10 protein-coding genes are annotated in these 14,215 nt (G+C 68.5%); 5 read left to right on the plus strand and 5 right to left on the minus strand.

Going from position 1 to position 14,215, the window contains the following annotated elements:
- Position 1: 1 nt before the first annotated feature.
- The 4 genes from OG488_RS29670 to xylA all read right to left on the minus strand — a co-directional run bounded on the left by OG488_RS29670 (position 2) and on the right by xylA (position 4,417).
- A complete protein-coding gene (locus tag OG488_RS29670) occupies positions 2 to 856 on the minus strand; it encodes a carbohydrate ABC transporter permease (protein ID WP_329234149.1) in 855 nt (284 codons plus the stop codon).
- A 5-nt stretch (positions 857 to 861) separates the two neighbouring features.
- Positions 862 to 1,824, minus strand: coding sequence for a carbohydrate ABC transporter permease (locus OG488_RS29675; RefSeq protein ID WP_329234151.1), 963 nt, complete (start codon positions 1,822 to 1,824; stop codon positions 862 to 864).
- 11 nt (positions 1,825 to 1,835) lie between these two features.
- Positions 1,836 to 3,098: an ABC transporter substrate-binding protein gene (locus OG488_RS29680; protein ID WP_329234153.1), complete on the minus strand. Its 1,263-nt coding sequence runs from the start codon at positions 3,096 to 3,098 to the stop codon at positions 1,836 to 1,838.
- Between the two features lie 149 nt (positions 3,099 to 3,247).
- Positions 3,248 to 4,417, minus strand: a complete 1,170-nt coding sequence (gene xylA / locus OG488_RS29685; RefSeq protein ID WP_329234156.1) for a xylose isomerase — start codon at positions 4,415 to 4,417, stop codon at positions 3,248 to 3,250.
- A gap of 329 nt (positions 4,418 to 4,746) precedes the next feature.
- Here xylA and yicI point away from each other — a divergent pair, with 329 nt between their 5' ends.
- The 4 genes from yicI (at position 4,747) to OG488_RS29705 (ending at position 12,598) form a co-directional block, all read left to right on the plus strand.
- Positions 4,747 to 6,975 carry an alpha-xylosidase gene (yicI, locus tag OG488_RS29690; protein WP_329234158.1) on the plus strand — a complete coding sequence of 743 codons (2,229 nt, stop codon included), beginning with the start codon at positions 4,747 to 4,749 and terminating at the stop codon, positions 6,973 to 6,975.
- A 1,392-nt stretch (positions 6,976 to 8,367) separates the two neighbouring features.
- A complete protein-coding gene (locus OG488_RS29695; RefSeq protein WP_329234160.1) occupies positions 8,368 to 8,847 on the plus strand; it encodes a DUF2690 domain-containing protein in 480 nt (159 codons plus the stop codon).
- Positions 8,848 to 8,855: 8 nt separating this feature from the next.
- Positions 8,856 to 11,876: a hypothetical protein gene (locus tag OG488_RS29700; RefSeq protein ID WP_329234162.1), complete on the plus strand. Its 3,021-nt coding sequence runs from the start codon at positions 8,856 to 8,858 to the stop codon at positions 11,874 to 11,876.
- Positions 11,876 to 12,598, plus strand: coding sequence for a hypothetical protein (locus OG488_RS29705; protein WP_329234164.1), 723 nt, complete (start codon positions 11,876 to 11,878; stop codon positions 12,596 to 12,598). Before OG488_RS29700 ends, OG488_RS29705 begins: the two co-directional genes overlap by 1 nt.
- 71 nt (positions 12,599 to 12,669) lie before the next feature.
- Here OG488_RS29705 and OG488_RS29710 read toward each other — a convergent pair whose 3' ends face one another.
- Positions 12,670 to 12,951, minus strand: coding sequence for a hypothetical protein (locus OG488_RS29710; RefSeq protein ID WP_329234166.1), 282 nt, complete (start codon positions 12,949 to 12,951; stop codon positions 12,670 to 12,672).
- A 356-nt stretch (positions 12,952 to 13,307) separates the two neighbouring features.
- On the opposite strand from OG488_RS29710, the gene OG488_RS29715 reads away from it, so the two are divergent.
- Complete coding sequence (locus tag OG488_RS29715) at positions 13,308 to 13,931, plus strand: histidine phosphatase family protein (RefSeq protein WP_329234168.1); 624 nt, start codon at positions 13,308 to 13,310, stop codon at positions 13,929 to 13,931.
- Positions 13,932 to 14,215: the final 284 nt, after the last annotated feature.

The following is a 14,215-nucleotide window of genomic DNA, read 5'->3' on the forward strand; positions in this document are numbered from 1 at the left end:
CTTACTTGACCGAGCCGCCGGTGATCCCGGCGGCGATGTACTTCTGGGACAGGACGAGGAGGACCGCGGCGGGCACCGCGGAGAGCACGGAGGCGGCCATCACGGAGCCCCAGTCGCCGACGTGCGCGCCGATGTACTGGTAGATGCCGAGCGTGATCGGCTTGACGTCGTCCGTCGTGTTCAGCGTGAGCGCGAACATGAAGTCGCTCCACGCGTAGAGGAACGAGAACAGCCCGGCGGTGATCAGCGAGTTCCGGCTCATCGGCAGGACGACCTGGACGAACGTACGGATCCGGCCCGCGCCGTCGACCTCGGCCGCCTCGATGACCTCGCGGGGGATCGACACCATGAACGACCGCATCAGCACGATCGCGAAGGGGATGCCCAGCGAGGCGTCCGCCAGCATGAGGCCGAAGTAGGAGTTGACGAGGCCGAGGTCCACGTAGGCGCTGTACAGCGCGTTCGCGATGACGATGCCCGGCACCATCTGGGTGATGAGCGTGCCGAAGACGATCGTCTTGCTGCCCCGCAGCTTGAACTGCGCCAGTCCGTACGCCGCCGGCGCGGAGATCGCCAGGCAGATGGCCACGGCGCCGAGCGCCACGGCCAGCGAGGTCAGCAGGTTGCCGCCCTGCGCGGTGAGGGCGGATGTGAAGCCGGAGAAGTCGATGCCCGTGGGGACCGGGCCCACGTCGACGAGACTCGCGTCCGGCTGCAGCGCGGTGTTGATCATCCAGTACAGCGGGAACAGCATGACCGCGAGCACGACGACGCCGAAGACGGTCGCACCCCAGCGGCGCTTGGGCCGGTGGACCGCGGGAGCCGGGGCGGCGGGGATCTGGGTGGTGGTCGCCATGCCGGTCACTTCCCCTCGTTGCGGTTGACCCGCAGGTAGAACACCGCGAAGACGGCGGAGATCAGGATCAGGATGTTGCCGACCACGGCACCGGCTCCGAAGTCCATCTGGACGAAGGAGTTCTGGTACGTGAGCGTGCCCAGCGTCTGGGTGGAGTCGGCGGGGCCGCCGTCGGTGAGGGCGAGGACCAGGTCGAGGATCTTGACCGTCGACATGAAGCCGAGCACCAGCACCACGGTGATGACGGGCTTGAGCATGGGCAGGGTGACCGAGCGGAACGTGCGCCAGGCGGAGGCGCCGTCGAGCGCGGCGGCCTCGTTCAGCTCCTTGGGGACCTCCTGGAGGCCGCCGTAGAGGATCACCATGTTGAACGGGATGCCGATCCAGATGTTCACCAGGATCACCGAGATCAGCGCCATGCTCGTGCTCGTCAGCCACGGTGTGTCACCGGGGAGGCCGACGGTGCCCAGGAAGGAGTTGAGGACGCCGGTGTCCTGGTCGAAGATGCGGCGCCAGACGATGCCGGAGACCACCATCGGGACCAGCCACGGCAGCAGGATCAGCGAGCGCAGGATGCCGTTCAGCGGGAAGCGGCGGGTGAAGAAGACGGCGAGCGCGAGACCGATGCAGAACTGGCCGACGAGCGATCCGACGGTGAAGAGGATCGTCTGCCAGAGGGCCTTGCCGAACAGCCCGTCGCTGAAGACGTTGTTCCAGTTGTCGAGGCCGTTGAACGGCGCCTCGCCGGTGAAGAAGGTGGACGGCGAGTAGTCCTGGAAGCTCATCACGATGTTGCGGACGAGCGGGTAGCCGAAGAACAGCGCCATGAAGATCACGGCGGGGGCGATGAACCCCCACTGGGCGAGCGTCCTGCGCCGCTGGGCGCTGCGCGGGTTCACGGGCTTCCCGGCCGCGGGGGCCTTCGGGCCGGCGGGCGGCGCGGCGGCCGAGGCAGTGGTGGATGACATGGTTCGTTACCTCAGTTCCCGCTCGTGACCTGCTGCTGGGCACGCTTCAGAGCGGCCTCGCTGGACTCGCCGGTGAGCGCGGACTGGAAGGCGCTCTGCAGGGCGAGCGACACCGACGACCACTGAGCGCCGACCTTCGCGGTACGGGAACGGGCCGTGGCGACCTGGTCGGCCAGCGCCGCCAGCTCGGGGGTCTTCTTCCGCCAGATGTCGGCCGCCTTGGTGTTGGCCGGGACCATCCAGCTGTTGATGGCGTAGGAGATCTCCTCCTGCTCGCCCGACATACAGCCGATGATCTTGGCGGACACCTTCTCGCGCTCGGTGTCACCGGTGTTGGGCACGGTGAGCACGCCGCCGCCCAGCGGGCCGACCGAGTCGTCGCCGGCCTCGGGGACGGGGATCTCGGCGATGCCCCAGTCGAGGCCCTTCTTGGAGTTCAGGGTCTCGACCTGCCACGGGCCGTTGATCATCATGGCCGCGTTGCCGGCCATGAACTGGTCGTTCACGTCGGCCTGCGTCCAGTTGACCGTGGACTTGGAGAGCGAGCCGTCCTTCAGGAGCGCCTTCCAGTAGTCCAGGGCTCCGGCGACCTCGGGGGTGTCGAGCTTCGACTCGTCACCGCCGTTGGACCACATGAACGGGGTGAACTGGAAGACGCCGTCCTCCGCGCCGCCCGCGCTGAGCGCCAGGCCGTACCGCTTGCCCTGGGTCAGCTTCTTGGCGGTCGACTGCATCTCGGCCCAGGTGGTGGGCACCTCCAGCCCCGCCTTGGCGAGGGTGTCCTTGTTGTAGAACAGCGCCAGGGTGTTCACCGTGCGCGCGGCCCCGTAGTACGTCCCGTCGAACGAACCGAAGTCGACGATCCCCTCGGGGATGTCCGTCGTGGTGAGCCCGAGGTCCTTGAGCGGTATCAGCCCGCCCGCCTCGGCGAACGTCGGCATCTCGGAGGCGTCCAGCTGGAGGACGTCCGGCAGGGACTTCGAGGACGCCATGCGCAGCGCCTTCGTCATCAGCTGCGCGGCCGGCACGCTCTGCTGCTCGATGGTGACGCCGAGCTCCTTGCTGCAGCGCTTGAGGGTGTCACCGTCCCAGCGGTGGTACGACTCGTCGGTCGAGGAGTTCATGACGGTGTAGACGTCCTCGTCCCGCTGCTGCCCGCAGCCCGACAGAACGGTGCCGGCGACGATCGCGGAGACGACGGTGAAGGGGACGACGATCCGCCTGGTGCGGCGGCCGGGGCGTCGGATCCGTCCGTCCGGGGAGGGTTCTGTCACGGTGGTGCCCTTGCGGTGAGAGGGGGGCCGGGGTCCATGGGAACGCTCCCACGGGCTGGTGGTCAAGACCCTGCGCGGATTCGGCGTGGTCACGGCAGGGAGGTCCGGGGCGCCCGGTGGTGGTGTGCCGGGTGCCCCGGGGGGGTGGGTCAGCGGACGCTGAGGAGGTGTTCCATGGCGAGCTGGTCGAGGGCTTCGAAGGCCATGGAGCGTTCGGCTGCGGCGGTGGCGTCGAAGGTCTCGTAGGCGGTGGTGTCGGCGAGGAGTGCCTTGAGGCCGTCGGCGGCGGTGGGCTGGGCGAGTTCGTGCAGGCGGGAGGCGGTGAGGGCTTCCTGGACGGCGGGGTCGGCGCGGAAGGCGAGGGCGCGTTCCTTGAGGATGAGGTAGTTGCGCATGCAGTTCTTCGCGGACTCCCACACGCCGTCGATGCCGTCGGTGCGTACGGGCTTGAAGTCGAAGTGGAGGGATCCGGTGTAGTCGGAGGTCTCCAGGAGGTCGACGAGCCAGAAGGCCTGGCGCAGGTCGCCGGCGCCGAAGCGGAAGTCCTGGTCGTACTTGATGCCGGACTGGCCGTTGAGGTCGATGTGGAAGAGCTTGCCGGCCCACAGGGCCTGGGCGATGCCGTGGGGGAAGTTGAGTCCGGCCATCTGCTCGTGGCCGGTCTCCGGGTTCACGCCGACCATCTCGGGGCGCTCGAGGCGCTCGATGAAGGCCAGGGCGTGGCCGATGGTGGGCAGGAGGATGTCGCCGCGGGGCTCGTTGGGCTTGGGCTCGATCGCGAAGCGCAGGTCGTAGCCCTGCTCTGTGACGTAGTCGCCCAGCAGGTCGAAGGCTTCCTTCATGCGGTCCAGGGCGATACGGACGTCCTTCGCGCCGCCGGACTCCGCTCCCTCGCGTCCGCCCCAGGCGACGTAGGTGGTGGCGCCGAGCTCGGCGGCCAGGTCGATGTTGCGCATGACCTTGCGCAGGGCGAAGCGGCGTACGTCGCGGTCGTTCGCGGTGAACCCGCCGTCCTTGAACACCGGGTGCGTGAAGAGGTTGGTCGTGGCCATCGGGACCTTCATCCCGGTGCGGTCCAGTGCGTCCTTGAACCGGCCGATCAGCCGGGCCCGCTCCGCCTCGTCGGACCCGAACGGGATCAGGTCGTCGTCGTGGAACGTCACCCCGTGCGCGCCGAGTTCCGCGAGCCGCTCCACGGACTCGACCGGGTCCAGCGCGGGACGCGTCGGCTCACCGAACGGGTCGTTGCCACGCCAGCCCACGGTCCACAGACCGAAGGTGAACCTGTCCGCAGGGGTGGGAGTGAAGCGGTCCGACATTGCACAGCCTCTTCGTCGACGTGGGGCCCGGACGACAGCTCCGCCGGACCGGCCAATTTGTTTGCTTGCAGTACTAATACGCCATCCCGGCGATGGTTTCTAGAGCATTTCCGTGACATTGCCGTCACGTGGCGTCAGAATGGCTGTTCCGGGGTGACTCTCCGCGCTCCAGTTACTCGGGCAAACCGGAAATTCTCGAAGCTCGACGCCCCTGTCGGTCATATTTGTTTTGTGTACGATCAAAAGTGAGAGGACCCGCAGCCGCGCTCGCCGCAGGCGTCCGGACGTCCCGCAGTCCAGCACCACCTGATCGGTTAAGGACCACCCCCATGAAGTTCACCGACGGCTTCTGGCAGTTGCGCAGCGGTGTGCACGCCTCGTACGCCACGGAAGTCCGCGATGTCCGCCTCGACGACGACCGTCTCGCCGCCTACGCCGCCGTCAAGCGCGTCGAGCGCCGAGGCGACACCCTGAACGCCCCGCTGATCACCGTGGAGGCGCACGCCCCGGCCGAAGGCGTCATCGCGGTGCGCCTCACCCACCACGCCGGCAAGCGCCGCAAGGGCCCCGACTTCGAGATGCCGGGCGCCGCGGCGCAGTCCGCGGCCGTCACCCGGACGCAGGGCGCCACCGCCGAGCTGACCAGCGGGCCGCTCACCCTCCGGCTGCCCACCGAAGGCACCTTCGGCCTGGAGTTCCTCGACGGCGACGGCCGGGTCCTCACCTCCGCCGGCCGCAAGGGCAGCGCCTTCGCCACCCTCGACGACGGCAGCCACCACATGCTCGCCCAACTCGCCCTGGGGGTCGGCGAGACCGTCCACGGCCTCGGTGAGCGCTTCACGCCCTACGTGAAGAACGGCCAGACCGTCGACATGTGGCAGGCCGACGGGGGCACCAGCAGCGAGCAGGCGTACAAGAACATCCCGTTCTACCTCTCCTCGCGCGGCTACGGCGTGTTCGTCAACCACCCCGGCAAGGTCTCCTTCGAGGTCGGCTCCGAGGCCGTCGGCCAGGTGCAGTTCAGCGTCGAGGACCAGACGCTGGAGTACTTCGTCATCGCGGGCCCCACACCGAAGGACGTCCTCGCGCGCTACACCGCCCTCTCCGGCCGCCCGGCCCTCCCGCCGGCCTGGTCGTTCGGCCTCTGGCTGACGACGTCCTTCACCACCTCGTACGACGAGGCCACCGTCACCTCCTTCGTCGACGGCATGGCCGAGCGCGGGATCCCGCTGAGCGTCTTCCACTTCGACTGCTTCTGGATGCGCGAGTACCAGTGGTGCGACTTCGAGTGGGACCCGGCGGTCTTCCCCGACCCGGAGGGCATGATCGCCCGGCTCAAGGACAAGGGCCTCAAGATCTGCGTCTGGATCAACCCGTACATCGGGCAGAAGAGCGCCCTGTACGAAGAGGGCGTCCGCGAGGGCTACTTCGTGCAGACGCCCGAAGGCGACATCTGGCAGTGGGACAAGTGGCAGGCCGGCATGGCGCTGGTCGACTTCACCAACCCCGCGGCCACCGCCTGGTTCCAGGGCAAGCTGAAGGTCCTCCTCGACCAGGGTGTCGACGGCTTCAAGACCGACTTCGGCGAGCGCATCCCCACGGACGTCGTCTGGCACGACGGCTCCGACCAGGAGCGCATGCACAACTACTACACGCACCTCTACAACAAGGCCGTCTTCGAGCTCCTGGAGGAGGAGCGCGGCCAGGGCGAGGCCGTCCTCTTCGCCCGTTCCGCCGCCGCCGGCGGCCAGCAGTACCCGGTGCACTGGGGCGGAGACTGCTGGTCCTCCTTCGAGGCCATGGCGGAGTCCCTGCGCGGCGGCCTCTCCCTGTCGCTGTCCGGCTTCGGCTTCTGGAGCCACGACATCGGCGGCTTCGAGGGCACCCCCGACCCGGCGGTCTTCAAGCGCTGGCTCGCCTTCGGGCTGCTCTCCTCGCACAGCCGCCTGCACGGCTCGTCGTCGTACCGCGTGCCGTGGGAGTTCGGTGACGAAGCGGTGGACGTGGCCCGGCAGTTCACCCGGCTCAAGCACCGCCTCATGCCGTACCTGTACGGCACCGCCGTCGAGACGCACCGTACGGGCGTCCCGACGATGCGCCCGCTGCTCCTGGAGTTCCCGGACGACCCGACGGCCCGGGTGGCGGACCGGCAGTACCTGCTGGGTCCGGACGTCCTGGTCGCGCCGGTCTTCTCCGAGGACGGCACCGTCGAGTACTACGTCCCCGAGGGCACCTGGACCCATCTGCTGACGGGTGACACGGTCACGGGCCCGGCCTGGCGCCAGGAGACGCACGGCTTCGACAGCCTGCCGCTGCTGGTCCGTCAGGGCGCGGTCCTGGCGCTCGGCGCCGACGAGTCCCGTCCGGACGGCGAGTGGCTCGACGACCTCGAACTCCGCGTGTTCGCCCCCGCCGGCACGGGCGACTTCACCCGCACGGTGACCGTCCCCGACCGCACGGGCGCGGTGGCGGCGACGTACGAGGTGGTCCGCGAGGGCGGCGAGGTCCGCGTCACGACGGACACGGACCGGCCGTACACGGTCACGATCGTGGGCTGACAGGAGACACCGGCCCCTTCCCCCCCGGGCCCGCCGGCCGGACCCGGGGGTGAAGGGGCCGAGCGGCGGGGTGTGCGAGGGGGGCCGCTCCACGGAGCCCGCCGCCGGGGCGCGGCGAAGGCCGCCATGGCGCGGCGAAGGCGTCGACAGCTGTGACCGCCGGCCGACAGCGCCCACAACCGGGCAGCCTCGTTGGGGCCGGTCGGGTGGGAGCGCACACCCCCTTCCGTGCCCTCGCCGGCCGGCTCGCCGATGTCACGAACGGCGCCGTGGCGGTCATGGGCCGTCCTGCCCGTACGCATCCCACCTGTCCTGGACGTGCTCCTACCGCACGCCGTCCCAGCGGGTGCTCTTTTCCGGGCGTCGACGCCCGATCGGATTCCGTCCTCCTCCCGGTCCTGATCCGGGTGACGAGGATCACCATGTGACAGAGCGTGTTCCGCATCGTTCTCAGCCCTCACCGGGTCACTCACCGAGCCGCCGTTCACATGGCCGAAACCGCAGTTCCGAGCAAGTCGCCGCAGGTGTCGCACCGGACCCGGACGGCATGTGCTCCGACGCCGGAACGGTTGCGGAGGGGCGGTTGCGGCGTCACGTTCCTCGGCAGCCGGGATCCAGGCCAGCTGGCCGAAAAGCACTCCTCGTCCTGTGTCTTCTTCCCAATTCGGAAAACGCATCATGTCCACGGCAAAGGTCGCGCATATGGTGACAGCCAGGATCACTGCTGGTCATCCGTCCTCGCGCGCGTCCGTGCGGCCACCCCTCTATCTCGTTGCGCCGGTGGATCCCTTCCCTTAGGTTGCAGCCGCCGCTTGTCGCGAGGTTCGGCGGCCGAACGTGTCACTCACATTCCGCGCGTCACACCTCGTCGATCGATGTCCAGTGGGGGATGACGTGATGGGGTTCGGTCCGGATGGCAGCGGCTCTGGATGTCGCGCCTGATGCACCAGGAGTGCGGCGAACGGCGATCGGCCCGTCCGGGCTGCCACCCCGTTCCCTTCCTTGACGCATCCGCCCGGTGTGCGACCGCGCGTGTGCACGGCGACGACGTGTCGCGTGACCCGGTCCGGGGTACCGGCAGCGGCCCGACCGGCGCACCGCCGCCCTGATGGCGCCTGCCGGCCGGGCAGGGGCAGCGCACACACGCCGTCCGCCCGGCCGCTGCGGTCACCTGGCACGTCCGAAGCCCAGGCAGCGGACCGGACGACGCACGTCCCTGCCGAACGGAATCCGGCGTGCGGCGAGCGCCTTCCGGACCACCCATGTGAACAGCCCTATGTGCCGCACCCGGTGCGGTGGAAAGAGAGATCCGAGGTGATGAATGTGCTCGGAGTGCGTAGATGGGGGCCGGCCGCGGCCGCCCTGACGCTACTGACCGGAGCCTTCCAGGGGATGCAGGCCTCGCCTGCCGCCGCAGTGGACTGCTTCCGTGCCACCTGTGCCGGCAAGGACCCCATCCAGATGGGGTGTGACAACGATGCCGAGATCCTCCAGCAGGTGACCGAGGCGGACGAGTCGGTCTCCGTCCGGCTGATGTGGTCCTACATGTGCCAGGGGGTCTGGATGAAGATCTCGCGCGATCTCGACACCTCCCCGGACTACGTGTACGGGACGCTCTGGACCACTCGTGCTCCGGACGGCGGAATCCAGCAGTCCGACACGACCGGTCTTCTCTCCGACGGTGTGGCGGGTGCCTACACCAAGATGCAGAACTGGAAGAAGACGAGCGCGAAGGCGTGCTGGAACGACGTCGACGCCCGGTACGACCCCTTCCCGGGGAAGTACACCATGCAAGATCCCAGCGCCAGCGGGGACAAACCTGTCGACGCGAGTCTGCCGCAGCTGCACGGCTCCTGCACGGACTGGCTGTGAGGAAGGCAATGCGCAAGAGACGTCTCCGGAAGTACTTCTCCTTCAATCCGCTGATAGCCATGAGCGTGGTGGCGGCGTCGGTGGCCCTGGTCCCGCAGGTCTCCGCGGACACCACGGAACGGACCGCCACCGCGGCCGCGGACAGCACGTCGCCCCGGCTCTTCTCGGCGCCCGGTGAGCAGTTGGGGTCGGGTTACACAGCGTCGCCGGACTCGATCGTCCAGGCCACGGGTGACGCGGAGGGCCTGCACATCCTGGCGGCGAAGGAGAGCGACGGGTTCTCCTTCTACGAGATCGCCCGCCTCAACCGCAAGGAACTGTCCGACACCGGCCCGTGGACGGGGTACGTCTGCACCACGGGATCCGGGAACTACGCGGCGGCGGTCTACGCACCGTCGGCCTGGTCCAACGAGCCCGGCGCGTACGGCGGCGGCGCGTTCGCCGCGGTGATCCGGCTCTCCGACGGCAAGGTCACCGACGTTCCCGACCGGGTCCAGCTGGCGTACTTCACCCCGGGCTGCGGAACGGGCGACGAGGTGGCCTTCACCTCCAGTTCGGCCACCGACACCTCCGCCGGGTCGACGACGGTGATATCGGTCGACGCGGCCACGGGCTCGGTCTCCTCCCGCCGCACGGTCGAGGGCCACCTGACGCACGTCACCCCCACCCAGAAGTCCACGGTCGGCGTACTCGACGGCAACCTCGTCGACCTGAAGGGCGACGGCAAGAAGCTGTCCGCGCGCAAGCTCGCGGCGATGCCCGGCCCGCTGTTCGCGCTGACCGCTTCGAATGACGGAAGCGTGGACGTCGGCACGGTCGAGGGCGACAAGAGCGTCATCTCCCGGTTCGACGGAAAGGCACTCACCGAACTGGGCCGTGCCCCCAAGGGCAAGGTGAAACTCCTTCGCGTGGCGGACGGTGCGGCCGTCGTCGGTGAGGTGAAGGGCATCGACACCGGCAAGGCCCCGGGTCTGTCGAAGCATGCGGTGGCGGGACAGGTGGCCGGGATCTCCCGCCAGGGCCACATGGTCACCAACTCGGTGTTCTCCGAGCAGATGAAGGGCATCACCGCCAGTGTCGGCTCGGCCTCCAAGGAGGGAGCGGGCACGCTGACGGTCAAGGCGACCGCGCTCAGGACGGGTGCCGAAGCCACCACCCTGGTGGACGCCGATCGCAAGCGGCCCCGCTCCAAGGCCTGGCCGTCGGTGGACCCGGTCGCGTACACCGTGGCCGGCCCCGACGACGTGGACCCCGCCACCTGCGGTGAGGGCATGCCCGAGACGCAGTGCATCTCCGGATCCGGTGCGCAGATCCGGGGCGAGGTGTGGGACATGGAGACCCCGTGCATCGTCAAGCGCAACGACCCCAAGCGCCAGGCTCTCCAGGCCAGCGCGAACATGGTGGAGTGGGCGGTCGACCAGGCGGTCCACGGTGAGCTGAACGTCTCCCGCCCGCAGAACTGGCACTCCACCGGCCTGGCCGCGTACACCCCGCAGGGCCTGTTCCCCAAGCCGAAGCTGACCGGCGGGGGTGAGATTCCCGCGCAGGTCATGCTGGGGATCCTCGCCCAGGAGTCCAACTTCAAGCAGGCGTCCTGGCACTCCATGAACGGGGACTCCGGCAACGTCACCAAGTCCGACTGGTACGGCAACGAGAACGGCACCCACAACTACCCCAACAAGAGCAGGGCCGACTGCGGCTACGGCATCGCCCAGGTGACGACCGGTATGTCGGAGTTGCACAACCCGACTTTCGACACCCTGCACGCAGGCGCCGTCACCACCGACTACGCGGCCAACATCGCCGCGGGCCTGGGTATCCTGGCCGAGAAGTGGAACCAGCTCAAGACGCTGGGCATGCAGACCAACAACGGCAGTCCGGCCTACATCGAGAACTGGTACACGGCGCTCTGGGGCTACAACTCCGGCGTCTACATGCCCGGTGTCGAGAACCCCTCCGGCGTCGTCGGCCTGGGCTACTTCAACAACCCGGCCAACCCGGACTACCCGGCCGACCGGCAGCCGTTCCTGCGCTACAGCTACAACGACGCCTCCCGGCCCGGTGAGTGGAGCTACCAGGAGAAGATCTTCGGCTGGGCGGAAGTCCCGCAGATGACCTGGGACGGAGAGGAGTCGTACTCCGAGCCGGAGATGCCCTTGGGAGTCATCAAGGTCGCCCCGCGCACCCTGTTCTGCAACCCGTCGATCAACGCGTGCGACCCGGGCGCAGCAGACCCGTGCCCCAGCTGGGACGAGCAGTGCCGCTGGGACGGCAGCGTGGACTGGATGGGCTCGCAGAGCACCGGGAACTCCAGCACCGAGCACCTCAGCTACTCGCTCGGATCAGGAGAGCCCGCGCTCCAGAGCAAGTACGATCACGGCCCCTGCATCGACCATCCGAGCGTGTACACCAACGCCATCATCGTCGATGACCTCGGTGAGCACGAGGACACCTACGGATGCGGGGACTTCGAGGCGGCGGACGACGGGAAGTTCACCCTTCAGGCCGGCGACAACATCACCATGGAGAGGGAGGACGGCAGCTTCCGGGCATCGCCCTACATCGCTCCCATCGACCTCCACCAGCTCGGCGCCGGCTACGACCACCACGTCTACTTCACGCACAGCTACGACTACACCGGTCAGCCCTTCCACCGGGTCACCGGCCGGTGGCAGGTCAACCCGCACAAGCTCCCCTCCGGCGACCAGCCCGGCCAGCGCTACAAGGTGTACCTCCACCTGCCCAGCCACGGCGCGGAAGCGGTCGTACGGTACGACTTCGTACCCGGCGACAACACGGCGGGGGCAAAGCCCGACTACTGCAACGTGAACCAGGGAACTCGCAGCGCGGGCAAGAACACCTGGTTCGAGATGGGGACCTTCAGCTTCTGGAAGGGCGGCTACATCGAGGCCGACAACATCCAGAAGGGCGGCACCGGGGACGACAACGTGGTGTTCGACGCGATCGCCTTCGTTCCGTACAACTACGCCGAGCCCGGCGCGTGCGCCCTCGTCGACGGCGGCCTGTGATGCGCGCCGCCTTCCGGATCCCCGCCGTGCTGATGACCCTCGTGATCGGCACCGCGGGAGTCACTTCCTGTGCTGCTGATGACGCCCCCGGTACGACGGCCTCCGAGCGTCCGAAGGCGGCGGCCACCCGGTCCGGTCAGGCAGGAGAAGGGACCGCGGGGGAACGGACCGCGGGGGAACGGACCGCGCCCCAGGTCGCCGATCTCCCGAAGCACGCGGTCACCAGCGACAAGAAACCCAGCTTCGGCGCGGCGGACACGATGGCCTCCGGATACACCGGGGAGGACTTTCTCGCCACGCTCTCGAAGAGGTGGAAGCTGGAGCTGGACAAGCCCGTCGAACAGGAGATGCCCGACGGGAAGAAGAGGACCTACGTACACGGGCGGGCGGAGGACGGAGCGTCGGTCTCGGCCGGTTACTCCGATCACCGGAACCTGTCCTCCCTGCTGTGCAGGACCGGCACGGAGCGGGACACCGCTCTCGACTTCCTCGATTCCTGCACCGGGCTCGATGTCCCGGGAGTCGACCACGCCGGCGCGCGTTCCTGGCTCAGGCAGGCGAAGAAGGAGACCGATTCCCTGTACGGGAAGAAAGTCGTCGAGACGGGGAACAAGAAGGAGTACGTCATCAGTGGCGTCTACTCCTCCGGTCCGGTGACGATGGTTCTGCACCGGGCGTACGACAAGTACTCGCTCAGGATTCTCGGCGGCGCGGTGGCGTGAACCGGCTGCCCTGATTTCCGGAAGTACGAAGGCCCCTGCCGGATTCGGCAGGGGCCTTCTGCCCGAGGAGCTCAGCAGACGAGTTCTGCGGACTTCCTTTTGTAGTCCTGCATCTCGCCCGCCTCGTAGCCGGCTTCCTTGAGGCTCTTCATCAGGGCCGCCGTGTCGCCGCACAGACGGGGGCGCTGCTGATCGAGATAGGACTTGACGCCGTCGGCCGGCAGTTGTTCCCACGTCCGCTTGACGTCCTCGTTCTTCTCGTGCGCGTAGGAGAACTCGACCCACTCCCTCTCCCGGTCCGTCAGGCGAGACGTGTCGGGGGATCCGCCACCGCTACTGCAGGAGGCAGCCATGAGAGTGCACGCCACCACCGCGAGACTTATGCGCACTTTTCTCACAAGGCCCTCTTCCCGTTGGATTTCCATAATTGTCCAGCCCCACGGAGTACGCCGACGAGCATCTGAGGACTGGCCCACACGAAATCGGCCCGGCGCCGGAACCGACGGCGCACAGTTTACGGCGTAGAATATGACGGCGCGTCAGGTGGGTGGCTCCAAGGCATCATGGCCTCTGCGGAACGGGGCGCGTCGTCTCCGGGTGGCGCCCGGAGGAATGCGATCGTGGCTCGGCGGGTTGACACCGGCGGTACCGCGGGTCGATAGCCGACGGCACCGCACGGACGAGCACGGCGTACAGAGCGGAAGTCTTCATGGGTGAGTTGATCCTGATCCGGCACGGCGAGACCGAGTGGTCACGGTCCGGGCAGCACACGAGCTGGACCGACCTGCCCCTGACCGAGCTGGGGGAGCGCCAGGCCCGCGCCCTCGTGCCGCTGCTCGCGGAGCGCGAGATCGGTCTCACCCTGGTCAGCCCCTATCTCCGGGCCCGTCGCACCGCCGAACTGGCGGGCCTCTCCGCGCCCCGCGAGACGCCGGATCTGCGGGAGTGGGACTACGGGGCGTACGAGGGCGTGACCACGGTCGACATCCGCCGCACCCGCCCGGACTGGAACCTCTGGACCGACGGCGTCGCGCCCGGCCCGACGGAGCACCCGGGGGAGAGTCCGCAGGAGGTGGGCGCCCGCGCGGACCGGATCCTGGCGGAGGTCAAGGCGGCGGCGTCCCGTCTCGGCGACGCGGACATCGCGCTGGTGGCCCACTCACACTTCCTGCGGGTGCTCACCGCGCGCTACCTGCGGCTGACGCCGGCGAGCGGCGAACTGTTCCAGCTCCACACCGGCTCGGTCTCCCGCCTCGGCACGGAGCATGACAAGCCGGTCGTCACCGCGCTGAACATGGCCCTCCCGGAGCGCTTGTTCAACGCCATCGGCTGATGCCGGCGGGGCGCCCGCGCGGGGTCGGAGAGCGCCGCTCCTGCTCGCTGGACCCCGGTGGATCCACGACCTTCGGGTGCGTCACCAATGGAGGCGCCCCGGATCCCTCGCCGCAACTCGGCTGCGGAGTGGGGTAGGAGCAGGAGAGCGGCGGCCGACCCCTCCTGACGAGGCGTCGGCCGCTCGCAGGTGCTGCCGTCCGCCGGCGCACCGTGGAGTCGCCAACTGTGTGTTTCGACAGCGGATATGACGTGTAGTCAATCAACCTTCGTAGTCACCCTGGA

It is taken from the genome of Streptomyces sp. NBC_01460 (assembly GCF_036227405.1).
In the GTDB taxonomy this organism is placed as follows: domain Bacteria; phylum Actinomycetota; class Actinomycetes; order Streptomycetales; family Streptomycetaceae; genus Streptomyces.